The organism is Streptomyces sp. NPDC088746, assembly GCF_044751065.1.
Taxonomy (GTDB): domain Bacteria; phylum Actinomycetota; class Actinomycetes; order Streptomycetales; family Streptomycetaceae; genus Streptomyces.
On the sequence record NZ_JBIVLA010000003.1, the window covers coordinates 196,654 to 220,815 of the forward strand.

At 71.8% G+C, this 24,162-nt stretch carries 18 protein-coding genes and 1 pseudogene; 13 read left to right on the forward strand and 6 right to left on the reverse strand.

The annotated features are described in order from the left end of the window. Window positions 1–488 precede the first annotated feature (488 nt). A complete protein-coding gene (locus tag ACIP63_RS15400) occupies window positions 489–1,865 on the forward strand; it encodes an endo-1,4-beta-xylanase (RefSeq protein ID WP_401515581.1) in 1,377 nt (458 codons plus the stop codon). A gap of 185 nt (window positions 1,866–2,050) precedes the next feature. On the opposite strand, the gene ACIP63_RS15405 is transcribed toward ACIP63_RS15400, so the two are convergent. Then, window positions 2,051–3,193 (reverse strand): LacI family DNA-binding transcriptional regulator, encoded by a 1,143-nt coding sequence (locus ACIP63_RS15405; RefSeq protein WP_401515584.1) that lies wholly within the window; start codon window positions 3,191–3,193, stop codon window positions 2,051–2,053. 224 nt (window positions 3,194–3,417) lie between these two features. Here ACIP63_RS15405 and ACIP63_RS15410 point away from each other — a divergent pair, with 224 nt between their 5' ends. The 11 genes from ACIP63_RS15410 (at window position 3,418) to ACIP63_RS15460 (ending at window position 17,343) form a co-directional block, all read left to right on the forward strand. Then, window positions 3,418–4,686: an ABC transporter substrate-binding protein gene (locus ACIP63_RS15410; RefSeq protein ID WP_401515587.1), complete on the forward strand. Its 1,269-nt coding sequence runs from the start codon at window positions 3,418–3,420 to the stop codon at window positions 4,684–4,686. A 141-nt stretch (window positions 4,687–4,827) separates the two neighbouring features. Continuing rightward, window positions 4,828–5,664 carry a carbohydrate ABC transporter permease gene (locus tag ACIP63_RS15415; protein ID WP_401515588.1) on the forward strand — a complete coding sequence of 279 codons (837 nt, stop codon included), beginning with the start codon at window positions 4,828–4,830 and terminating at the stop codon, window positions 5,662–5,664. Then, on the forward strand, window positions 5,651–6,556 hold the full coding sequence (locus ACIP63_RS15420) for a carbohydrate ABC transporter permease (RefSeq protein ID WP_401515590.1): 906 nt from the start codon (window positions 5,651–5,653) through the stop codon (window positions 6,554–6,556). The genes ACIP63_RS15415 and ACIP63_RS15420 overlap by 14 nt, the downstream gene beginning before the upstream one ends. Before the next feature lie 45 nt (window positions 6,557–6,601). Beyond that, window positions 6,602–7,366 carry an SDR family NAD(P)-dependent oxidoreductase gene (locus tag ACIP63_RS15425; protein WP_401515592.1) on the forward strand — a complete coding sequence of 255 codons (765 nt, stop codon included), beginning with the start codon at window positions 6,602–6,604 and terminating at the stop codon, window positions 7,364–7,366. Next, window positions 7,354–9,141: a heparinase II/III family protein gene (locus ACIP63_RS15430; protein ID WP_401515594.1), complete on the forward strand. Its 1,788-nt coding sequence runs from the start codon at window positions 7,354–7,356 to the stop codon at window positions 9,139–9,141. The genes ACIP63_RS15425 and ACIP63_RS15430 overlap by 13 nt, the downstream gene beginning before the upstream one ends. A gap of 3 nt (window positions 9,142–9,144) precedes the next feature. Further along, a complete protein-coding gene (locus ACIP63_RS15435) occupies window positions 9,145–11,130 on the forward strand; it encodes a hypothetical protein (protein ID WP_401515597.1) in 1,986 nt (661 codons plus the stop codon). 2 nt (window positions 11,131–11,132) lie between these two features. Beyond that, the gene (locus ACIP63_RS15440) at window positions 11,133–11,735 is read left to right on the forward strand and encodes a hypothetical protein (protein WP_401515599.1); all 603 of its coding nucleotides are present in this window, start codon (window positions 11,133–11,135) and stop codon (window positions 11,733–11,735) included. Further along, complete coding sequence (locus ACIP63_RS15445; protein ID WP_401515601.1) at window positions 11,732–12,811, forward strand: DUF1565 domain-containing protein; 1,080 nt, start codon at window positions 11,732–11,734, stop codon at window positions 12,809–12,811. The genes ACIP63_RS15440 and ACIP63_RS15445 overlap by 4 nt, the downstream gene beginning before the upstream one ends. Beyond that, window positions 12,799–13,950, forward strand: coding sequence for an SGNH/GDSL hydrolase family protein (locus tag ACIP63_RS15450; protein WP_401515603.1), 1,152 nt, complete (start codon window positions 12,799–12,801; stop codon window positions 13,948–13,950). Before ACIP63_RS15445 ends, ACIP63_RS15450 begins: the two co-directional genes overlap by 13 nt. An 11-nt stretch (window positions 13,951–13,961) precedes the next feature. Next, entirely contained in the window at window positions 13,962–16,364 is a 2,403-nt protein-coding gene (locus ACIP63_RS15455; protein ID WP_401515605.1) for a polysaccharide lyase 8 family protein, read from the forward strand. Between the two features lie 4 nt (window positions 16,365–16,368). After that, entirely contained in the window at window positions 16,369–17,343 is a 975-nt protein-coding gene (locus ACIP63_RS15460) for an acetylxylan esterase (protein ID WP_401515608.1), read from the forward strand. A gap of 10 nt (window positions 17,344–17,353) precedes the next feature. Here the strand turns inward: ACIP63_RS15460 and ACIP63_RS15465 are convergent, their stop codons facing one another. After that, window positions 17,354–18,928: a phytoene desaturase family protein gene (locus tag ACIP63_RS15465; protein ID WP_401515610.1), complete on the reverse strand. Its 1,575-nt coding sequence runs from the start codon at window positions 18,926–18,928 to the stop codon at window positions 17,354–17,356. A 151-nt stretch (window positions 18,929–19,079) separates the two neighbouring features. Here ACIP63_RS15465 and ACIP63_RS15470 point away from each other — a divergent pair, with 151 nt between their 5' ends. Next, on the forward strand, window positions 19,080–19,706 hold the full coding sequence (locus ACIP63_RS15470) for a DinB family protein (RefSeq protein ID WP_401515613.1): 627 nt from the start codon (window positions 19,080–19,082) through the stop codon (window positions 19,704–19,706). A 32-nt stretch (window positions 19,707–19,738) separates the two neighbouring features. On the opposite strand, the gene ACIP63_RS15475 is transcribed toward ACIP63_RS15470, so the two are convergent. The 4 genes and pseudogenes from ACIP63_RS15475 to ACIP63_RS15490 form a co-directional block, all read right to left on the reverse strand. Further along, on the reverse strand, window positions 19,739–21,979 hold the full coding sequence (locus ACIP63_RS15475) for a tetratricopeptide repeat protein (protein ID WP_401515616.1): 2,241 nt from the start codon (window positions 21,977–21,979) through the stop codon (window positions 19,739–19,741). Between the two features lie 34 nt (window positions 21,980–22,013). After that, window positions 22,014–22,340 (reverse strand): annotated as a pseudogene (locus tag ACIP63_RS15480) (DUF2236 domain-containing protein); the annotation flags it as partial. A 350-nt stretch (window positions 22,341–22,690) separates the two neighbouring features. Continuing rightward, on the reverse strand, window positions 22,691–23,848 hold the full coding sequence (locus tag ACIP63_RS15485) for a methyltransferase (RefSeq protein WP_401515618.1): 1,158 nt from the start codon (window positions 23,846–23,848) through the stop codon (window positions 22,691–22,693). A gap of 84 nt (window positions 23,849–23,932) precedes the next feature. Further along, complete coding sequence (locus tag ACIP63_RS15490) at window positions 23,933–24,145, reverse strand: hypothetical protein (RefSeq protein ID WP_401515621.1); 213 nt, start codon at window positions 24,143–24,145, stop codon at window positions 23,933–23,935. Between the last annotated feature and the right edge of the window lie 17 nt (window positions 24,146–24,162).

Consider the following 24,162-nt stretch of genomic DNA (forward strand, 5'->3'; position numbering starts at 1 on the left):
GCCGGTGCTCACCCCCCGCCGGGAAGTTCCACACCGGCGCGAGCCCGAGCGCGGGCCTCCCCCGGAGGCCCGCGCTTCCCCATGCCCCGGCCGGATCCGGAGCGCCTACCCCGCCATGAAGCGGTCCGAAAGTTTCGCCAAACGGGATGAACACATTTCGGCCTGCCCGAGCTCGATTGCCGGAACCCCTTCGAATCTGGCCCCGCACAGCCTCTCGGATTCCCCGTACATGCAGGCGGAATGGACAACTACCCTCAGATGAGCGGGAGTTCACTCGGAAATATTTCGGAAATACAGCGTTGACGCGTCTCCTCACGGGGCGCATACTCTCCCTCGCTCCCCTTGTTCCGCAGCTTGTCCTCCCGTCGACGGAACTCCCTCCCGGTGTGTACGCCGATGGCTCGACAGCACCTCGAACGGTCCGAATCCCCCTGTCCGGGCGTCCAGTTCGACCCGCCCGGCAACCGGAAGAAGAGGCTGGAAACGTGATGGCCCAGATCCCCCCAGGCGGCGCCCCCGCCCGCTCGCACCTGTCGGCCCGTGCCGGACGGGCCCTGTCCCTCGTCACGGCGGGCGTCCTCGCCGCAGCCGGTGTCGTCGCGCTCGCCGGCAACGCCCATGCCGTCGGAGCTCTCGGTGACGCCGCTGCGGCGAAGGGCCGCTACTTCGGCACGGCGGTGGCGGCCAACCACCTCGGCGAGGCGGCGTACGCGTCGACGCTGGACGCCCAGTTCGACTCGGTGACGCCCGAGAACGAGATGAAGTGGGACGCCGTGGAGAGCTCCCGCAACTCGTTCAACTTCTCGGCGGCCGACCAGATCGTCAGTCATGCGCAGAGCAAGGGGATGAAGGTCAGGGGCCACACCCTCGTGTGGCATTCGCAGCTGCCGGGCTGGGTGAGCGGGCTGGGCGCCACGGATCTCCGCTCCGCCATGAACAACCACATCACCCAGGTGATGACCCACTACAAGGGCAAGATCCACTCGTGGGACGTGGTGAACGAGGCCTACCAGGACGGCAGCAGCGGGGCCCGGCGCAGCTCGCCGTTCCAGGACAAGCTCGGCAACGGCTTCATCGAGGAGGCGTTCCGTACCGCCCGTACGGTCGATGCCGACGCCAAGCTCTGCTACAACGACTACAACACCGATGGTCAGAACGCGAAGAGCAACGCGGTCTACGCCATGGTGAAGGACTTCAAGCAGCGCGGGGTCCCGATCGACTGCGTGGGCTTCCAGTCGCACTTCAACAGCAACTCGCCCGTCCCCTCCGACTTCCAGGCCAACCTGCAGCGCTTCGCCGACCTCGGTGTCGACGTGCAGATCACCGAGCTGGACATCGAGGGCTCCGGATCGTCGCAGGCCGCGAACTACACCAAGGTGGTGAACGCCTGCCTGGCCGTCACGCGGTGCACGGGCATGACGGTCTGGGGCGTCACGGACAAGTACTCGTGGCGCAGCAGCGGCACCCCGCTGCTCTTCGACGGTGACTACAACAAGAAGCCTGCCTACGACGCGGTGCTCGCCGCGCTCGGCGGTTCCGCCGGGGGCGGGGGCGGCGGCGGCACCGGCGCCTGCACCGCGACGTACACCCAGACCTCTACGTGGAACGGCGGCTACAACGGCCAGGTGACGGTCAAGGCGGGCGGGTCGGGCATCAGCGCCTGGACCGTTCCGGTGACCGTGCCCTCACCCCAGAAGGTCTCCGCCGTCTGGAACGGCACGGCCACCACGTCGGGCGACGTGATGACGGTCAAGCCCGCCTGGAACGGGACGCTGGCGGCAGGCGCGTCGACGAGCTTCGGGTTCACCGTCACGACGAACGGCAACACATCGGCACCGGTCGTCGGAGCGTGCACCGCTTCCTGACCAACCCGGACCACCTCCTCGTCACCAAAAGGGCCCCGGCCGGAACCGGGCGCGGCGAGGCCCGTACCCCCTCCGCGCTCTTCCGGCCGGACGGGACGGGGTGCGACGCACCCGCACTCGCCGCCGGTCCCCCACAACGCCCCGCCCGGTCGGCCGACCGGGCGGGGTGGGGCGTTGTCGTCCGGTCAGCCGGCAGCCCGGCCGGCGGCCCCCGTGGCGGCGAGTGCCGGCGAGGCTGTGGACGGGGAAGGGACGGCAGCCGGCGGGTCGGTGGATCCGGCCGGCACCGGTGCCGGTGCCGTCGATTCGCGCACCACCAGCCGGGGTCTGATCAGCAGGGACCGCCCGGCCGCGGGGGCCGAGTCGATCCGGGCCCGCAACTGCTGGAACGTCTCGGCGGCCATCTCCGGAAGCGGCTGACGGACCGTGGTGAGCGGCGGCTCGAAGAGGTCGGCGAGCAGGATGTCGTCGAATCCGACCACCGAGACGTCCCGCCCCGCGCCGCGTCCGGCGTCCTTTGCTCCACGGCAGATACCGATCGCGCACATGTCGTTGATCGCGACGAAGCCGGTGGGCGGGTCCGGCCGGGAGAGGAGTTCCCTGGCCGCGTTCCGGCCGAGTTCGGCCGCGTCCTTGTCACCGAACTCGGTGGTGTCCGCCCCGGGCCAGACGATCGCCCCGGCCGGATCGAGACCGCCCGCCTCCAGGGCCGCCCGGAAGCCCCGCAGCCGCTCGCGCCGGTTCACGCTGTGGACGGAACCCGAGACGAAGGCCAGTTTCCGGTGGCCCAGTTCGATCAGATGACGGGTGGCGAGCTCGGCCCCCATCGCGTTGTCCACGCTGATGCTGGCCAGTGACGACGGGTCCCCCGCCTGCGCCGTCCGGTCGAAGGCCACCATCTTGAGCCCCCTGCTCAGCAGCGGCGTCATATGGTCGAGCGAGGGCAGCGAGGAGCAGAGCACCACACCGCTCACCCCGTCGGCGAGCAGCTCCTCGCCGTACTTCAGCTCGCGGGCGGGATCGCGCTCGCTGTTGCAGAGCAGCACGTGGTAGCCCTCGGCCAGCGCGATGGCCTCCAGCTCCCTGGCCAGCGCCCCCCAGAAGGGGTTGGCGACGGACGGCACGATCAGGCCGATGACCTTGATGCGGCCGGTGCGGAGCATGCGGGCGGCCCGGTTGGGACGGTAGTTGAGCTGCTCGATCGCCTGCTCCACGCGAGCCAGGGTGGCCGCCTGCATACGGTCGGTCCGCCCGTTGAGGACGTTGGAGACCGTGCTCGCCGAGACCCCTGCGGCCTCGGCGACCTGATGGATCGTTACCCCGCTCATGCCACCTCCGGTTCGGAACGCACTGCCGATCCTAGTGTACCGATTTACTGAACGCGCTCTACCGGTACACCCGTTAACACCCCTGAAAATTATTGTGCATCAGCTGTTGACGCCGCTCTCAAGGCGTTCCTAGCATCACTGCATCGATTTACCAGCGCTTCCCAGCTATGTCTGGGATGTCAGAGCTGGATCGATCCACCGCTCCACCTCAAAAGGGGTGCCCCATGGAACTCAACAGACGGTCCGTGCTCGCCGCGATCGGCGCGGGCACCGCTGCTGCCGCTCTCGCGGGCTGTGGCGGCGGCGCGTCGTCCGCCGGTTCGGCCGACGGCCCGGCCGAGGGCGAGATCACGCTGCTCACGCCGATCTACGAAGGCGCCGACGGAAAGACGCTGCTGGAGAAGAAGATCCTCGGCGGGTTCCGGAAGAAGTATCCGGACGTCAAGGTGAACGTCGACTACACGACGTACGCGCAGCTCAACGAGAAGATCACCACCGGGCTCGCCGGCGGGCTGCTGCCCGACGTGCTGATGATGGGCGTCGGCTGGATCCCTCCGTTCGCCTCGAAGAAGGCGATCGCCGAGCTGCCGGAGGCGCTCGCCTCCGCGCACGACTACGAGAAGCGCGTGCTGGAGCCCTCGCGTTACGACGGGAAGCTCTACGCCCTGCCCGTCGTCCTCGACACCCGCATCGTCGTGTACCGCAAGGACCACTTCGCCGAGGCCGGGGTGAAGAGGACGCCGGAGAACTGGGCCGAACTCCGCGCGGTCGCGAAGCAGCTGACCCGGGACGGCCATGTCGGCTTCGACCCGTTCTCCATCGACCTGCGCCAGTGCTGGGAGACGTTCCTCTTCGCCAACGGCGGTCAGCTCTTCAGCTCCGACGGCAAGAAGGTCCTGTTCAACGGGGCGCGCGGGGTCGAGGCTCTCCAGTTCTTCAAGGACCTGATCCAGGACGGTTCGGCCGACTACGCGAAGAAGACGGACGCCGGCGCACCGTCCAACGTCCAGACCGGCAAGGCGTCGATGATGATGACGACCAGCGCCCTGTGGGTCCAGGTGAAGGACCAGAACCCCGATCTCATCGAGGACGACAGGCTCGGCTCGTTCGTGCTCGCCAACCGTCGGCCCGCGATGCTCCAGGGCGGCACCCTCGTCACCCAGGCCGCGCGCTCCAGGCATCCGGCGGCGGCCCGCGCACTCGTCGAGTACCTCGGCACGCCCGAGTCGATCCTCGGGGCTGCCGAGCAGCGCGGTTCGGTGCCCGGCCTGCGTGACCTCGACGACACCGGATACGTCAAGGAGAACCAATTCGTCGATCTCTCCCTGAAGAACCTCCAGCACGCCTTCTCCGAGGGCGGTACCGCGGCCTGGATGGAGATCCGGGAAAAGATCAAGCCGACGCTGGAGCCCGCGATCGTCGGCGATCAGTCCGCGAAGGACGCCATCGCGGAGCTCGGCCGTCTCGCCGAGGCCGCCATCGGCCGGATGTGAGGACCCGTCACCATGGGAGCGACAACCGTAGTGAAGGCCAGGCCGGCGCGGCCGCCTTCCCCACCTGGGACCTCGGCGCCGCGGCGGACCGGCCGGGTCCCCACCGGCCCGGGACGCCGTCGCCGCAGGGCGGGCATGCTCATGGTGGCGCCCGCGCTGCTGCACGCCTCGCTGTGGATCGGTCTTCCGGTCGTGGTCTCGGTGTGCCTGGCCTTCACGAAGTACGACGTGCTGACGGCGCCGGAGTTCGTGGGCCTGGCCAATTTCCGGGACATGCTGGACGACGCGGTCTTCCGTAAGTCCATCGTCAACACCCTTCTGTACACCTTCTTCACCGTGCCGTTCGGGATGGCGCTGGGCCTGCTGGTGGCCCTCGCCCTGCACACGGGGCTCAAGGCGCGCGGTATCTTCCGCACCGCCGTGTTCCTGCCCCAGGTCACCGCCACCGTCGCGATCGCGCTGGTCTGGCTGTGGATCTACAACCCGGGCAACGGTCTGCTCAACGCACTGCTGTCCTTCCTCGGCATCGAGGGCCCGGCCTGGCTGTCCTCGACCACCTGGGCACTGCCGTCGGTGATCCTTGTCGGCATCTGGCAGGGCATCGGCATGAAGATGCTCATCTACCTCGCCGCACTCCAGTCCCTGCCGAGGGAGCTGTACGAGGCGGCGTCCGTGGACGGGGCGTCCAGGGTGCGGCAGTTCTTCTCGATCACCCTGCCGCTGCTCAAGCCGGCGACGTTCTTCGTGCTCATCACCTCGATGATCAGCGCGTTCCAGTCCTTCGACCAGATCTACATCCTGACCGACGGCGGCCCCGCCAACAGCACCACGATGATGACGTACGAGATCTACAAGTCCGCCTTCCGGGAGTTCCGCGTCGGTTACGCCAGCGCGCAGTCACTGGTGCTCTTCGTGCTGCTGATGGGCTTCACCCTGGTCAACAAGCGGATCATGGGAGGCAGTCGTGGCCACAACTGAGCTGGTGAAACCGGCTCCCGCGCTGCGGAGGCGGGCCGTTCCCCTCGGCCGGATCGCGCTCTACGCGACGCTCTCCGTCGTCTCCCTGCTGATGGTGGTGCCGTTCGCCTGGATGGTGCTCACCTCGCTCAAGACCCCGGTGGAGATCGCGTCGCAGGACGCCGGACTGCTGCCGCAGCACTGGGAGTTCGGGAACTACGCCGAGGCGTTGAAGGCGGCGCCGTTCGCCACGTACGCCCGGAACAGTTTCGTCATCGCGATCAGCCACACCGTGCTCAACGTACTGGTGGCGTCGATGGCGGGGTACGCGCTGGCGCGCATCAGGTTCCGCGGCAGCGAGATGATCTTCTATCTCTTCGTCGCGGCCCTCATGATCCCCACGTACACCAAGGTGCTGCCTGAGTTCCTGATCGTCCGCTTCATGCCGCTGGCCGGCGGGAACGACATCCTCGGCCAGGGCGGCAGCGGCTGGCTGGACAGCTGGTGGGCGCTCATCATCCCGGGTGCGGTCACCCCGTTCGCCGTCTTCCTCTTCCGGCAGTTCTACCTGGACCTGCCGGTGGAGCTGGAGGAGGCGGCCCGGCTCGACGGACTGGGCGAGTTCCGGATCTACGCCCGGATCATGTCGCCTCAGGTCAAGCCCGCCTTCATCACCGTGGCGCTGCTGACCTTCGAATCGTCGTGGAACAACTTCCTCTGGCCGCTGCTGGTGACCCACACGGACAGCCTGCGGGTCATCCAGGTGGGGCTCTCCGTCTTCAAGACGGAGAACGGCACCCAGTGGCACTTCCTGATGGCGGGCACCACGCTCGCCACCCTGCCCATGGTCGTCCTCTTCCTCATCGGCCAGCGCTACTTCGTGCAGGGCTTCGCAACCGCCGGTCTCAAGTGACCGGTTCCGGCCCGCTGCGGGCCGGCCACCGAAAGGGCTTCACCCATGTCTGCTGATCTCAACGGCTCCCGCGCTCTCGTCACGGGGGCGGGGCACGGCATCGGCCGCGCCATCGCGGTCGCCCTGGCCGAGGCCGGCGCCGATGTCGCCGTCCACTACCACTCGTCCGCGGAGGAGGCGTCGAGGACCGTCGCCGCGATCGAGGCGCTGGGCCGCAGGGCCAAGGCGTTCCGGGCCGACGTGACGGTGACCGCCGAGGTGGACCTGCTGGTCGAGGAGGCCACCGGGTTCCTCGGCGGGCTGGACGTCCTCGTCTGCAACGCGGGCCATCTCATCGGCCGCGAGAAGATCGCGGAGATGTCCGACGACCACTTCGAGCGGGTCATCTCCACCAATCTCACGTCGGCCTTCCGCACGGTGCGGGCCGCGCTGCCGCATCTGACGCAGTCGTCCGCGGGACGCGTCATCACGATGTCGTCGCTGGCCGCGCACAACGGCGGCGGGCCCGGCTCGGTGGCGTACGCCGCCGCCAAGGCCGGCGTCCGGGGCTTCACCAAGGGCCTCGCGAAGGAGCTCGCCGGAACGGGCGTCACGGTCAACACGGTCGCCCCCGGCTTCATCAAGGGCACCGCGTTCCACGACACCTTCACCGCCGCCCCGGCCCAGGAGGCCATGGAGGCGGGCATCCCGGTCGGCCGGGCCGGCACCCCGGAGGACGTAGCCCACGCGGTCGTCCATCTGGCGTCGCCCGCCTCGGGCTTCCTCACCGCCACCACGGTGGACATCGACGGTGGCGTATGGCCGCGTTGAGGCGGATCCCCCGGGAGCGGGGCGGCTGGTGGCACGCGTACGTCTGCCCCGCGCACGGCGTGGAGCTCGATCACGGTGACGTTCTCGCCGGGACGTTTCCCGAGGGCGGCGCGCGGTGTGCGCACGGCTGCCGGGTGGACACGGCGGCGGTGCGCGGCGCGTGGGTGGTCCTGTCGCACCAGGCGTGGGCCCGGCACCTCCGGGTGCTGGCCCACCGGGGCGAGCGCGCGGAGGCGGTGGCCCGGCTCGTCGAGTACGCCGAGCTCCACGCGTCCCTCGCCACGGAGCAGCACGGTGAGGCGCAGGGCTGGATGCTGCGCGGCCGGCTCTTCCACCAGGCGCTGACCGACGCCATATGGGCGGTGAACATCGGGCACGCCGTGATCACGGTGGCCGAACACGGCACGGAGGATCTGGTGGCGGTCCTGCCGCTCCTGGAGGAGCTGGAGCGGGCGGCGCTGGAGGCCCGCGGTGTGCTGACGGGCCGGGACCAGCTGGCGTCCAACTACACCGCGTGGCTGAACGCGGCCGGTGCCTCCGCGAGCCGCGCCGCATCGGCGGCGCGCGGCCTGGCGTGGGACGGCGCGAAGCAGTGGCTGGAGGGCGAGCACGGGCTGTACGCGCACCTGCGGGTGGCCGTCGCCGACGACGGCTGGGAGTGGGAGGGCAGCACCTACTACCACGGCTTCGTGCTGCGGGCCGCTCTGCTCGCACTGCGCTCCACCGACCCGGCGGCGATCCCGTCCGACGTGGTGGGGGTGCTTGCCGGGATGACCGACGTCCTGGCGGTGATCGCGACGGACGGCGGTATCCTGCCGGCGCTGCACGACGGCCCCTATCTGCGCCCTCCGCTCGCTCTGGAGTGGCTCGAACTGGTGGCTCTGGCGCAGCAGCTGGTCCCGTCCGACGCGCTGGAAGGGGTGGCGGCGCGGGCCCGGGCGGAGCTCGGCGCCCATGACGACGGGCTGGACCGGGAGCTGGGCGGCTGGTTCGCGGGACCGCCCCTCCCCCGCCGCCCGGCGCCGGACACGGTCACCGTCTTCCCGTCGGCCGGTTACGGCGTGGTGCGCGCGGCGGGCATCCACGCCCTGCTGGACTTCGGGCCGCACGGGGGCTCGCACGGGCACCGCGACAAACTGTCGCTCTATCTGTACGGCGACACGACCCCGTGGCAGCCCGACCCCGGCCAGGTGCCGTACGCCCACGCCGAGTTCCGGGACCTGTACGCGTCGACCGAGGCGCATCCGGCGTTCCGGGTCGACGGCGCCGAGCAGGCGGAGTGCGCCGGCGCGCTCCTGGCATCGGACGCCCGCTCGGTGACCGCCGAGGTCACCACGGCGTACGAAGGGGTGCGCGCGGTGCGCCGGGTGGTGGCGGCCGGCTGCTGTCTGGTGGATCTGCTCACCGTGACGGGCCGGGAGGCGCGGCGCGTCACCGGGCAGCTGCGTCCGGGGACCGCTCTCGACGTACAGCAGCAGGTGACGGGGCCTGTGCGCACCACCTGGTACGGCGACGAGACCCTGCACGGCTGGCACACGCACACCCCGGGGGCCGAGGTCCGCCCGTTCTCGCGGCCCGGCCCCGGTCCGGCCGACGATCCGCAGCGCACGCGCACCTGGGTCGACTTCACCGGCGAGGCGGAGCGGATCACGTTCGCCTCGGTGTACCAGGCGGCGTCCGCCGGCCCCGCGGTGACGGGCGTGCGACTCGACGGCGAGGAGCTGACGGTGGAGCTGGCGGACGGTTCGGCCGAGCGTTTCGGAACGGGGAGCTGATCCGTGCTGCTCTCCGCCGTCCCTCCGCCCGGCCCGCGCCCCGCCCAGGAGCTCCGGCTCCGGGAGGAGGCCGCCCGGCACCGCGGCCTGACCCCGCCCCGTACGCACCCCCTGGCCAGCATCACCTGGCTGGGTCCCGCCGCCTCCAACCCCGCGCTCGCGTACCGCACCACCGGTGACCGCGCGCATCTGGACGAGAGCCGGCGCTGGATCGAGGCCGCGGTCCGGCTGCCGCACTGGGGCCGGGCCCATATGCCGGACCACGATCTGGACGCGGGCTGGCTGCTGCACCATCTCTCGCTCGCCTACCGGTGGATCGGTGACGAGCTGCCGGACGAGGTGCGGGCCCTGCTCCGGTACAAGCTGCTGCTCCAGGGCCGCCGAATGTACGAGTTCGCGGTGGCGAGCGAGGGCCGCTGGTGGTCGTCGTCGTACTGGCAGAACCACAACTGGATCTGTCACGCGGGTCTGGCGACGGCCGGTTACGTGCTGGGCAAGGAGGAGTGGACCGAGCGCGCCAAGGACAACCTGGGCACGGTCCTGGACCTGATGCCGCCGGACGGATCGCACGCGGAAGGCGTCGTCTACTGGCGTTACGGTGTGCCGTTCCTGGCGATCCATCTGGACCTGCTCCAGGAGGTCGAGGGCATCGACTGGTGGGGGCGCGGCGGCTTCCTCTCCTCGACGTTCCGCTACCGGCTCCACCAGACCGCGCCGGGTTTCGCCTTCAACGTCGACCACGGCGACTGCCACGACCGGCGCAGCGGCCACAGCGCCGGGCTGTACTACCGGCTCGCGGCGCAGTACGGGATCGCGGAGGCCCAGTGGATGGGCGATCTCGCCTCGGGCGAACTGCTGTGGAAGGAGGCCTCGGAGAGCGGGGTGCGGCCGGGGATCCTGCCGGAGGCCTATCTGGAGTACCTCTGGTACGACCCGTCCGTGCGGCCGGCCCGGCCGACGGAGACCCACGCGTTCTTCCCGGACCTCGGGCTGCTCGCGGCCCGTACGAGCTGGGACGACGACGCCACGCTGGTGTCGTTCAAGGCGAGTCCCGGGGGCGGTCACACGGCGTGGGAGACCTCGGCGAAGCACCGGGCGGAACGGGGGTGGGAGACCCTGAACCAGGGGCACCACCACCCCGATTCCGGATCGTTCGTGCTGGTCTCGCAGGGGGAGTTCCTCGCCGTCGACGAGGGATACAGCAACCGCAAGCGGGCCGCGCACCACAACCTCCTGCTGGTGGACGGCCAGGGCTACGCGGACGAGGACCGCTACCACGTCTACGAGGGCATCCCCCACGAACGGCAGGCCCGCCAGCGCGATGTGCTGGCGGACGCCGAAGGCGGCTGGGCGCACGCCACCGCGGAGATCGCCGCGATGTACGACCCCGGGCTGGGCGTGCGGCGCCTGGACCGGACCCTGGTGTTCACACCGTCGGGGCGGCTCGTCCTGCTGGACCTGGCCGAGGCCGAACAGGAGCGTGAGTGGACGTTCCTGCTCCAGACCGACCGCCCGACGGAGCCGCGGCCTGACGGCAGCCGGCTGATCAGGTCGGGCGCGGCCACCGCCCTCGTACGGCAGTTCGCGCCTCACGACGCCTCGGTCACCTGCGAGGTCACCGAGGTCGAGGCCAACCCGACGTCCAGTACGCCGGAGCTGCGTCTCACCCGGACGCTCCACACACTGCGTTCGACGGCCCCGCGGTCGTCGGACGGCCTCTTCCTCACGGCCGTCTCGCCCGAGGGTGCACCGGCCGGCGAAGAAGTCGCATGCCTGGACGGGCGCGGTGTCTCGTTCGCGGAGTCCGGGGAGACCGTCCTGCTGTCCCCCGTCGCCCTGCGCATCCGTACCGCGCGAGTGAGCGCCGAGGGCGCCGCCGTGCTGATCCGCGAGGGCGCCGCGCCGTACGTCGTGCGGTGCACGCGGCTGGAGCTGGACGGGCGCGTGCTCCTCGATGTGGCGGAGCCCTACACAGGAAAGGCCGGCTGACCATGCAGGCAATTCTCCCGTCCGGTGGGACGGCGCTGCTGCGCCGGCTGGAGTTCATCGCCTTTCCGGCCGCGGCCGGAGCGGCGTGCTCCGCACTGTCCCTGGGCGTCGTGACCTGGCTGCCCGCCCTGGCCGCGATGGCTCACGCCCTTCAACTCTGGCGGGCGGAAGGGGACAGCCGCGTCTTCGCGAACACCGTCGCGGCGTTCCCCCGCTACTGGCGGGCGCTGTGGCGGCACGGGCTCCTCTCCACGGCGGCGGCGGTCGTCCTCACGGCGAACATCGTGTACCTGCTGGGGCGTTCCGAGCCCTGGACGTTCGTCGTGCTCGCCGCCCAGGTGGGCATCGCCGCCGCCCTCGTGATCCACCACATCGCCCTGGCGGCCGAGGCCGGCCGGTCCCGCGAGGGCACGGTCCGCGCCTGGTCGGCCGGCGCGCTCGCGCTCGGCTTCGGTTCCCCGGCCCGGGGTACCGCCCTGCTCGGCGCGGTGGTCTCCGCCGTGCTGCTCTCCCTCGTCGTACCGCTGGGGCCGCTGCTGCTGGGCCCCAGTGTCCCCGTACTGCTCGCTCTGTCCTTCGCCGATCCCAGGAGGCACACCTCATGAGCCGTTTACTGCGTTCCGCCCTCGTCGCCGCGCTCGCCGCCGGCAGCCCGCTCCTTCTCGCCCCGCCCTCCCCGGCCGCCGAGGCGGTCACCGCGTACTACGTCTCGCCGTCCGGGGACGACTCGGCCTCCGGTACGTCGGCGGCGGCGCCGCTCGCCACGATCCAGAAGGCTCTCGATCTGGCACCCACCGGCGCGGTGGTGCATCTCGCGGCCGGCACGTACCGGCAGGACGTTGTCACCACCCGCCCCGGTGTCACCCTCACGGGGCCGTCGAACGCGGTGGTGAAGGGCGCGGGCGACAGCAGGATCATTCAGGTGCGGCACGACTCGACGACACTGAGCGGCTTCACCGTCGACGGACTGCACGGCGCGGCCGACGACGTCGCGGGCTACCGCCTCAAGCTCGTCTACGTCATGAGCACGACCCCGGGGAACGGGGTGGGCGCCCTGCGCGTCACCGGGATGACACTGAGGAACGCGGCGGACGAATGCCTGCGGCTGCGCTATCTGGTGACGGGCGCGGAGGTGGACGACAACACCATCACCGACTGCGGGGTCGCCGACTTCAAGTTCGGAGGGGGCGGCAAGAACGGCGAGGGGATCTACCTCGGTACGGCGCCCGAGCAGCAGGGCGCCAACGGCGCCCCGGACGCGGCGGCCGACGTCAGCAGGAACAACCGCATCCACCACAACACCATCGTCACCCGGGGCAACGAGTGCGTGGACGTGAAGGAGAACTCGACCGCCAACTACGTCGAGTACAACGACTGCAGCGGCCAGAAGGACTCCAGTTCCGGCGGTCTCGACGCGCGCGGCAGCGGCAACATCTTCCGCTACAACACCGTGCACGACAACGCGGGCGCCGGCGTCCGCCTCGGCGGTGACACCGCGACCGACGGCATCGACACGAGCGTGTACGGCAACACCATCACCGGCAACGCGGGCGGTGGCATCAAGTTCATGCGTACCCCGCAGGGCCCGGTGTGCACCAACACCATGAGCGGCAACACCGGTGGCGACGCGGTCGGCACCTACGCCGCCGAGTACGACCCGGCCGGGGCGTGCCCGCAGTGACCGTCCGGGGGCCCGCGAGACGCGGGGTGCTGACGGCCGCCGCCGGAGTGGCCGCCGTCGCGGCCGCGGCGCCGGCGGCCAGGGCTTCGCAGCGGGGCGGGCCAGGAGCGGCCTGGGCCACCTCCTGGGCCACGGCACAGACCGCGCCGACCGCGACGGACACGGTGGCGTCGGCCGGACTGACCGAGGGCGTATGCACAGCGACCGTGCGCCTCTCGGCCGGCGGCCGGGTACGCCTGCGGTACGCGCACCCCTTCGGAGCCGTGCCGGTCCTGGTCGGCCCCGTGACCGCCGGCGGGCGTGCGGTGACGTTCGGCGGGCGGAGACAGGCGTGGCTGGCCGCGGGAGCGTCCCTGACCAGCGATCCGGTCGACGGACCGAGCGCCCCGGACGGGTCGGCGCTGACGGTGGAGACCCGGCTCCCGGGACCCACCGGGCCGTTGTCCTTCCACCGCAACACGCACGCCTCGCACAGCGTCGACGGGGTGCGCACCACCTCGGTGTTCCTTCTGACGGGCGTCGAGGTGACCGGGGCCCACGGACCCGTCGTCGCGGTGCTCGGCGACTCGGTGGCGGAGGGTGTCGGCACACCCGACGACGCCGATCTGCGCTGGCCGGACCAGCTGGCCCGGCGGCTTCCCGGATCGGCCGTCGCGAACCTCGGCATCAGCGGCAACAGACTGCTGCTGGACGACGCCCGGTTCGGGCCGGGAGGCCAGGCGCGCTTCGACCGGGACGTCCTCTCGCTGCCCGGCCTGCGCACCGTGCTCGTCCAGCTCGGCGTCAACGACCTCCAGCAGCCGCCCGCCCGGACGGACCCCTCGCTCGTCCTGGCCGGTTACCGCCAGCTGGTGCTGCGGGCCCGGAGCGCGGGGCTGAGGATCGTCGGCTCGACCATCACCCCGTTCGAGGGCTGGATCCGCTGGACGCCGCAGCTCGACGAGGTGCGGCAGCGGATCAACCGCGCCGTGCGCACCGGCCGTCTGTTCGACGCGGTCGCCGACTTCGACACGGCCCTGCGCGACCCCGCACGTCCGTCACGCCTGCGGCCGGCCTTCGACAGCGGTGACGGCCTGCACCCCAATCCATCCGGTCACGCCGCGCTCGCCGGGGCCGTCGACCGCCGACACCTGTTGTGAGGACCCGAACCATGCACCCAGGCACCGGCACGACACGCCGAACCGTCCTGGCCGGGGCGGCGGCGCTCGGCGCGGCCGTCACCCTGCCCCTCACCCTTACCCCCGGGGCCGCTCACGCCGCCGCCGGGGAGGCCGGCGCGCTGCGCGCCCGATGGCACACCCTGCTGACCGGGGGCGCCGGCCTAGACCTCGGCGACGAGCGGATCGCGGCGGCCGTGGCCCGGACCGGCAAGGCGGCCACCACCGCGGCCAAGGGCCTCGATCCGTCCCGTACCGACGGGCTGTTCGAGGATCTGACCAGCACGACACTCTCCAACCACGTCACGACCTCGTTCAAGCGCCTCGCCACGATCGCGACCGCGTGGGCCGTCCCCGGCACCCCGCAGCACGGTGACACCTCTCTGCGTGACCTGCTGCTCGCTGGCGTCGACTGGATGCTGACGAACCGTTACGGTCCCGGGCACACCCGCTTCGACAACGACTGGGACTGGGAGATCGGCTCGGCCCTCGCGCTGAACGACGCGTCCGTGCTGCTGTACGACGAACTCGGTGCGGAGCGGCTGGAGCGGATCACCACGGCGGTGCGGCACTACACCCCCGATCCCAATCTGTGGCGTGCCGACCGGCAGACCGCCACCGGGGCCAACCGGGTGTGGGTCTCCACCGTGGTCGCCGTCAACGCGGTGCTGCGTGACGACGGGGACGCCCTGGCCCGGGTGCGTGACGCTCTTTCGGACGTCGAGGGTTCAGGGGCCAACAGCGTCCTGGCCTTCAACGACCGTACGGACGGCACGGCGGGCACGGGGGAGGGCTTCTACGCGGACGGCTCGTTCCTGCAGCACTACAAGCACCCGTACAACGGCGGTTACGGAAAGGAGCTGCTCAACAGCCTCTCCCGGCTGCTGAATCTGCTCGCCGGCACGGAGTGGACGGTCACCGACCCCGAACTCGACAACGTCCGGGGCTGGGTCCTCGACGGCTTCGACCCGCTGCTGGCACGGGGCGATGTGATGGCGTCGGTGTGCGGGCGCGAGATCGCCCGGCCCAGCAAGCAGGGCCACGCCTCGGCGCAGACGGTCATCGAGGCGGTGCTGCGGCTGATCCCGGGCTTCCCCGGCGGGACGGGCGAGGACTTCACGTCGCTGGTCAAGCAGTGGATCGCCGAGGACACCTACCGGGACTTCCTCGCGGTCACCGATCCGGCGTCCCTCGTCGCCGCGCTGCGGATCATCGGTTCGCCCGTCCCGGCGCGCGGGCCCCTGGTCACGCACAAGCAGCACCCCCGGATGGACAAGGCGGCGCACCACCGGCCCTCGTTCGCCCTGGGCATCTCGGCGTACTCGAGCCGCATCTACAACTACGAGTCGATCCAGAACGAGAACCTGCACGGCTGGCACCTCTCCGACGGCATGGTGCTGCTGTACACCGACGACCTCGGCCACTACAGCGAGGACTACTGGCCCACCGTCGACGCCACCCGGCTGCCGGGCACCACGGTGGTCGCCGGCCGGCCGGCGGACGCCGCGGGTCAGCGCACGACGAGCGACGCCGACTGGGCGGGCGGCACCGCCCTGCCGGGCACGACGCTCGGCGCGTACGGCATGGAGCTGCGGGCGTACGGAAGCACGCTGCGCGGCCTGAAGAGCTGGTTCTGCCTGGACGACGTGATCGCGTGCGTCGGTTCCGGCATCGACGCGGACACGGGAACGGTGGAGACGGTCGTCGAGAACCGCAAGCTGCGTGATCCGGGCGCGGCCCTCCTCGTCGACGGCCGCCCGGCCCCCGCCGGGACGGACTGGTCGGCGCGGCTCGACGCGGTCCGGTGGCTGCACCTCGAAGGGACCGGGGGCTACATCTTCCCCGAGCGTGCCGACCTGCGCGGTCTGCGTGAGGAGCGCACGGCGGTCTGGCGGGAGATCAACCTCAAGTACGGCACGGACACCCCGGTCACCCGGCCCTATCTGACGCTGTGGCAGGACCACGGCGCGGCCCCCGCCGGTGCCGGCTACTTCTGGCTCCAGGCCCCGGCGGCCTCCGCGGCCCGCACCCGGCAGTGGTCGGCGGCGCCTCCGGTGCGGCTGGTTTCCCGCTCCACGGCGGTGCACGCCGTACGCCGCCCGGCCGACGGGCTGCTCGCCGCCAACTTCTGGACCGCGGGCACGGCGCAGGAGCTGACCAGCGACGGCCCCGCCTCGGTGCTGGTGCGCCCGGACGGGAGGACGGTCACGGTCGCCCTCTCCGATCCGACGCAGCTGCGTCCCTCCGTGGTGCTCGATCTCGCCCTGCCCGGCCTCACGGTCACCGACGCGGATCCCCGTGTCCGCACCGGCGCCACGGGCCGGGGGCTGCGGATCACCGCGGAGACGGCCGGGCTGCACGGCGCGACCCTGAACCTCACCCTGAAGAGGAGCTAGACCCTTGCTGTTCGACATGCCCCTGGAGAAGCTGCGCGAGTACCGGCCGGAGCCCGAGGAGCCCGCCGACTTCGACGCCTTCTGGGAGAAGACGCTCGACGAGAGCGCACGTCACGGCCTGGACGCCGCGTTCGTCCCGTACGACGCCGGGTTCGCGACGGTGGACGTGTACGACGTGACGTTCACCGGCTGGGGCGGGCAGCCGGTGAAGGCCTGGCTGATGCTGCCCCGCGTCCGCTCGGGTCCGCTGCCGGCCGTGGTGCAGTACATCGGGTACAACGGCGGCCGGGGCATCCCGTACTCCTGGCTGACCTGGAGCGCGCTCGGCTACGCCCATCTGGTGATGGACAACCGGGGCCAGGGCGGCGGCGGAAAGAACACCGCGGACACCCCGGACCTCGGCCCGGACGGCCATGGGTCCTCCTCCCCCGGCTTCCTCACCCGTGGCATCGAGGACCCGTCCCGGCACTACTACCGGCGCCTCATCACCGACGCCGTGCGCGCGGTCGACGCGGCGAAGGCCCACGAGGCCGTGGACCCCTCGCGGGTCGCGGTGCTCGGCGGCAGCCAGGGAGGCGGACTGGCGCTCGCCGTCGCGGGGCTGCGTGACGACGTGGCGGCGGCCGTGGCGGATGTGCCGTTCCTCTGCCACTTCCGGCGCGGCTCGCAGATCACGGACTCGGGGCCGTACGCGGAGATCGCGCGCTGGCTGTCCGGGCACCGCTTCCGGATCGAGGAGGCGATGGAGACCCTCTCCTACTTCGACGGGGTCAACTTCGCGGCGCGGGCCACGGCCCCGGCGTGGTTCTCGGTGGGCCTGATGGACCGGATCTGCCCGTCGTCGACGGTGTTCGCGGCGTACCACGCGTACGCGGGCCCCGCCGAGCTGGAGGTGTTCCCGTACAACGGTCACGAGGGCGGCGCCGAGTACGACCTGCCGCGCAAGCTCGGGGCGCTGCGCGGGGTGTTCGGTCAGTAGGGGGCTCCGGTCACCGGCCCAGCGCCGCCATGGCGGCGTTGTGGCCGGGCACCCCGCTGACCCCGCCGCCGCGCACGGCGCCCGCCCCGCACAGCAGGACGTTGGGGTGGGCGGTCTCCACGCCCCAGCGGCCCGTTTCCCCGGTGGCGTACGGGAAGGAGAGGTCCCGGTGGAAGATGTGGCCGCCGGGCAGCCTCAGGTCGCGCTCCAGGTCGAGGGGTGTCTTCGCCTCGATGCACGGCCGGCCCTCGGCGTCGAGGGCCAGGCACTCGGTGACGGGCTCCTCGAGATGGGCGTCGAGTTCGGCCAGGGTGGCCCCGAGCAGGGCTTCCCGTGTCGCCCTGTTGTTCGCCGCGAACAGCCGGGCGGGGGTGTGCAGGCCGAACAGGGTGAGGGTCTGGTAGCCACGGGCCGCGAGGCCGGGGCCGAGGATCGAGGGGTCGGTCAGCGAGTGGCAGTAGATCTCGGAGGGCGGGGCGCCGGGCGGACGTCCGGCAGCGGCCTCGCGGTGGGCGGTGGCCAGCTGCTCGTACCCTTCGGCGATGTGGAACGTACCGGCGAACGCCCGGTGCGGGTCGACCGAGTGGTCACGCAGCCTCGGCAGCCGGGTGAGCAGCATGTTCACCTTGAGCTGGGCGCCCTCGGCGGGGGCGGGCGGCTGCTCGCCGAGGAGCTCGGCCAGCGCCTGCGGCGACGCGTTGACCAGGACCCGGCGCGCGTCGACGACATGTTCCCCGGCGGGTGAGCGGACGGTGACCTCGGCGCGGGTGCCGTCGGTCTCGATACGGGTCGCCTCGTGCAGCACACGGATCTCGGCTCCCGCCGCTCGCGCCGCACCGGCCAGGGCGTCGGTGAGCGCGCCCATACCGCCGACCGGGACGTCCCAGTCCCCCGTGGAATTGCCGATCACGTGGTAGAGGAAGCAGCGGTTCTGGAGCAGGGACGGGTCGTGGGCACCGGCGAAGGTCCCGATCAGCGCGTCGGTGAGCACGACTCCGCGGACGAGGTCGTCGGCGAAGTTCTCCTCGACGGCGACGCCGATGGGCTCCTCGAACAGCATGCGCCAGGCATCCGCGTCGTCCACACGTGCCCTCAGGTCCTCGCGGGCCGGCAGGGGCTCGGTGAGCGTGGGGAACACCCGCTCGGCGACGCGGCCCGTCATCCCGTAGAAGCGCTGCCAGGCCTCGTACTCCCGGTCGTCGCCGGTGAGCGCGGCGAAGGACTCCCGTGTGCCGTCACCGCCGACGAGCAGGCCGGTGGGCCGGCCGCCGCGCACCGTCGGGGTGTACGAGGAGACGGTCCGCTTCCGCACGGCGAAGTCGAGGCCGAGCTCGCGGACGATCTTCTGCGGGAGGAGCGAGACGAGGTAGGAGTAGCGGGAGAGCCGGGCGTCGATCCCTTCGAAGGGGCGGGTCGACACGGCTGCTCCCCCGGTGCTGCCGAGACGCTCCAGGACGAGTACGGACTGCCCGGCGCGGGCGAGATAGGCCGCGGCGACCAGGCCGTTGTGGCCGCCGCCGACGATCACCGCGTCGTAGGCGGAGTGCGCGGGGGTGCCGGGTGAGGACGTCTCGTCTGCGGGCATGCCCCTTCGTAACACGGGATGATCGCCTCTGGACAGGGGTCACGGTTCGTGGCGGGGCGGGGGTGGGCGGCGAAAACCCGTGGGGGCCCGGCGCGCTCTGTGGCAGGGTGCTGCCCGCACCCGTCTTCCCGCGCCCGGCACAGGAGAATCCATGAACGCACCCGCCCGTCTGATCCCGTTGCTTGCGCAGTTCGACCAGTCGCGCGAACGGCTCACCGGACGGCTCTCGGGTCCGTTCGTGGACAGCGGCAACGGCACGGACGTGGAGGTGCCCGCGCTGACCGACGAGGAGTACCGGTGGGAGCCGGTGCCGGACTGCTGGTCGGTCCGCCTCCGGAGCGCGGGTCCCGGGCGGGGCGCGACGGTCCTGACCGGTGCGGGCGAGTGGGGACGCGACACGGCGCCCTTCCCACATCCTTCGCCACCGCCCTTCACGACCCTCGCGTGGCGGCTGAGCCATCTCAGCGAGCTGCTGACGCTGCGGGCCGATCACACGGCGGGGAGCCACAGCCTCACCCGGGAGGACTACCGCGTGGTGGGCGACGCGGCGGGGGCCCTCGCGGATTTCGGCGCGTCGGCGGACGCGTGGCGTGCGGCCTTGCTCGGCGCCGACGACGCGGCCCTCGACACGGTCGGGTACAGCACCTATCCGTACGGCAGCGATCCGGAGGACCCCTTCCTGGACACCGTGTGGTGGGTCAACCAGGAGCTGCTGCACCACGGAGCGGAGATCGCGCTGCTGCGGGACCTCTACCGCGTACGGGGCGGCCTGGCCTGACGGCCCGTGGGCCCCACCGCCCGGTCCCGCGTTCAGTGCGGCGGCATCCCGCGCTGCCTGCGGAGGTCGGCGACCCGCCGGTAGAGGTCCACCGCCTCCGTGCTGCGGCCGAGCTGTTCCAGGCAGTGCGCCTCGTCGTTGCGAGCGGCGAGGGTGTCGGGGTGGCCGGCGCCCAGCACACGGTCGCGGATCTCGGCGACCGTGCGGTAGTCGGTGAGCGCCTCGGCCCAGCGGCCGAGCCAGCCCAGCCCCACGGCCACCTCGCGACGGCTGACCAGGGTGTCGGGGTGGTCGGGGCCCAGGGTGCGTTCCCGGATCGCGCAGACCTCGCGTGACTCGTCGAGCGCCTCCTCCCAGCGCGCCATCCGCCCCAGGTTGACGCCGAGTCCGTGCCGGGCGCGCAGCGTCTCGGGGTCGTTCGGGCCGCCGGCCCGGGTCCGGTCGTCGACCAGGGCGCGGTAGAGCTCCAGCGCCTCGGCGCTGCGGCCCAGCCTGCCGAGGCTGATGCCCACCTCGTAACGCGCGGACAGGGTGTCGGGGTGGTCGGGGCCGAGCGCGGCGGCGCGGCCCTGCGCCACGTCGCGGTAGGTCTGCAGGGCCTCGGTCCAGCGGTCCAGGCGGCCGAGTGTGTACGCCACCTCGTACAGCGTGACCAGGGTGTCCGGGTGCGTCGCGCCGAGCAGACGGCCACGGGCCGCCGCGACCTCGCGGGCCATGCGGTACGAGTCCTCCAGGCGGCCGAGCCTGCTGAGGTTGAAGGCGAGGTTGTGGCGGCAGCGCAGCGTGTCGGGGTGCTCCGGCCCCATGGAGCGCTCCCGCGAGGCGAGCACCGAGGCGTAGACCTGGTGGGCCTCGAAGTGGCGGCCGAGCTGGCCGAGGACGTACGCCGTCTCCTGCCGGGCCGCGAGGGTCTCGGGGTGGTCGGGGCCAAGGGTGCGTTCGCGGCCGTCGGCGACCCGGGCGAACTCCCGCAGCGCGTCGGCGGCCCGTCCGGTGCGGCTGAGGGTGAATCCGACCTCGTACCTGCTGGCGAGGGTGTCGGGGTGGTCGGGACCGAGAGCCTGTTCGCGTTCGCCGGCGACCGCCCGGTGTACCTCGCCGGCCTCCTCCCAGTGCCCCAGCCGCGCCAGGTCGAGTCCCGCGCTGTGCCGGTCGGCCAGGGTGGCGAGCAGCCCGGGCGGCGGGGTGGGGCGGCCCCCGGACGGTGGTCCCCCGACGGGAGCATGAGCGGCCCCGGTGGTCCATGCCCCGGTCAGCGCGGCTGCGTGGTCGATGGCGGCCGTGCCCGTGTACGCCGCGCCGGTCGCCTTGTGACCGGTGGTCATGTCGCGCGTCCAGGAGGGCAGCCGGGGCGCGCTGCCACCGGGGTGCTGGACCGGGACGGGAGGGGCGAGCCTCACCTGTCCTGTCTCCGGCTGCTCACCGGTGCGCCCGAGTGCGATGCGCTGCCGCAGGTCGCGGGCGTCGGCCGGTCGTCCCCCGGGCGTCTTGGCCAGCAGGTCGAGGACGACCTTGTCGAAGAATTTCGGGAGTTCGGCCCGGTGGGTGCGCGGCGGCTCGGGAGCGGTGTCGCGGTGCCCGACGAGCACGGCCCAGGCGTCGTCCATGTCGAACGGCGGTACGCCCGTGGCGATTTCGTACAGCACACAGCCCAGCGAGTAGAGATCGCTGCGGTGGTCGACCTCCCCGCCGCTGATCTGCTCGGGCGACATGTAGTGCGGGGTGCCCATCGCGATGCCCGTACCGGTGAGACGCGAGGTGAAGCCGATGTCGTGGCCGAGCCTGGCGATGCCGAAGTCGCAGATCTTCACCGCACCGTCGTCGAGCCGCATGATGTTCGCGGGTTTGAGGTCGCGGTGCACGATGCCCTGCTGGTGGGTGTAGCCGAGTGCGTCGGCGACCTGGTCGGCGATGTCCACGACGTCGGCCACCGGCAGCGGGTGCTGCTTGTTGTCCTCCAGGAGCTGGCTGAGGTTGCGGCCCTCCAGGAGCTCCATGACGAGGTAGAGGACGCCGTCCGACTCACCGAAGTCGTGGACGACGGTGACTCCGCGGTGCTGGAGTGCCGCGGCCACCCGCGCCTCCCGGCGGAAGCGCTCGCGCAGTATGCGGGTGAAGGCCTGGTCGTGCTGCGGTCCCATCGGTTTCAGGCACTTGACGGCCACCTGCCGGCCCAGCGACTCGTCGCGCGCGCGCCACACCTCGCCCATGCCTCCGCGCCCGATCAGATCGAGCAGCCGGTACCGGCTCTGGATCAGCCTGGTGTCCGCCATCGCCTGTTGTCGCCCCCGTTTGCTTCGCTGCCCGCTATCGCTGCTGCGCCCTCCCCGGCCCGTCCAGTATGGCTCCCCGTCTGCGGAGTTTGTACGGGGCGGGTCGGCTTCCCGGGCCGAGTCGGGCCATCGCCTTCACAATGTGGCCGGGCGGCAGTCGCCGGCGGAGGCGGGCGGGGACGGAGCGCAGGACGGTTCCCGTGGTGCGCAGGCGGCGGTCGACCGCCGCCGGGGGCGGTGCGGCCCGGCCGTACAGCTCATGGGCGTACGCGGGCAGGGAGTCGTGGGCGAGGGCGGCCACGCGTCGCCGGAGCAGGGCGCGCGCCGGGACCAGCAGGGCGGGTACCGGCGGGTCACGCAGAGGGCGCGGACGCCGGCCACCCACATCATGGGGTCCCCGTGCATCTGCCACGTGACGGAGCCGGGACCGAACAGTCCCGGGTCTCGGTCGTTCATCGGCTCGTGCCTTCCCGTTCGGCGGCGGAACCGGGCCCCGGGGCCGGGTCGTCGTGCCGGGAAGATCGTGACTCGTGGGATGCCGCCCCGGCGCTGCTACATGCATACCGCACGTGCGTACGTTCCGGGGAGGGGTGGGGCTGTGCCCCGGTGGGGCTGGTGGTGGAGCCGGGAGCCGGACCGCCGCCCTCCTGGGACGTGCAGGTGCCCGAGGTGCCGTCCTGGCTGGGCCGGGACGACCTCCCCGGACGCGGGTCAGCGCTTGACGGCCCGCAGGACCACGAACTTCGGGTCGCCCGCGAAGGTGACGCAGTTGCCGAAGATCCGGCGAAGCTGGGTGTGGTAGGCGAGGTGCCGGTTGCCGACGACCCACAGCTCCCCGCCCTGGCGCAGCGCGGCTCGCGCTCCGTGGAACATGTTCCGGGCCGTGGCGTCGGTGACCGCCTGGTGCGAGTGGAACGGCGGGTTGCAGAGGACCAGGTCCGCGCTTGCCGGGGGCATGTCCGCCATCCCGTCGCCGACCACGAACTCGGCCTTGGCGTCCGCTCCCACGTTGTCGTGGAAGGTCGCCTCGGCGGAGGCGACGGCCTGGTACGACTCGTCCACGAAGGTGACGGTGGCGTCGGGGTTGGCGAGCGCCGCCGACGTGCCCAGGACGCCGTTCCCGCAGCCGAGGTCGACGACGCGGTCGGGCCCCGTCCGCTGCGGGAGGTGCTTCAGGAAGAAGCGGGTGCCGATGTCCAGGCGTTCGGCGCAGAAGATCCCGGCGTGGTTGGTGACCGTACGGCCGGAGACGACGCCGACGTCGTCGGGCAGGTCGTAGCGGTGGGGCCAGGGGCTGGGGGTCCTGGGCAGGGACGGGTCCGGGGTGCAGAAGATGAGGCGCGCCTTCTTCACCGCGAGGGAGGTGCGTGTGGGGCCGATGATCCGCTCGAACAGCTTGAGGGTGGAGGTGTGGATCTCCTTCACCATGCCGGTGCCGATGACTACGGTCCCCGCGTGCACGGCGGGCGCGAGCCTGTGGAGCTGGTCCTCCAGGAGCGCGAGGCTCTTGGGGACCCGCACGAGCAGCAGGTCGACGCGGTCCGGCGGGGTGTCGCGGACCGACAGCATGCGCACCGAGTCCGGAGCGGCGCCGTTGCGCGCCAGATTGGCCTGGGTGGCCCGCCGGGCGAGGTACGAGTCGGTGATCTGTACGGGGCTGTGCTCGGCCAGCACGGTGGCGAGAGCGCCCCAGCGGTCGCCGACGACGGCCACGGTGCCGGCCGGGCGGACCGGTTCGCTCCCCTCCGCTCCCTCCAGCCGCCGCAGCAGGTACTCGTCGGCGGCGTCCCACGCACGGAACGGGTCGCGCGGGTTCTCGGGAAAGCGGGCGAGATCGAATTCGCCCTGTGACGTCGTCAAACGGTTCATATTGCGTTCAGGCTAACCGAGTGGCGGGGAGCACTCCGCACGCTCCCCGCCACAGTGGTGGCCCCACAGGTCCTGGGGGAGGTCCTAGGGGAGCCGCTTGTCCATGGCGGAGCGGCCCTCCTCGGACAGCCTTCGCCGTGCCCACTCCAGGCTCTCGGGGGTCAGATCCCGCCCGGAGGCGAGCACCAGATCCTCCGCGGTGGGCTGATCGCCGCCTCCGGTGTGCAGCAGACGGTCAGGGGTCACCCCCCGCACTTCCGGCACGGATACGGATACGGATTCGGACTCTTCGCTCATACCGCCTCCTCGTCCTT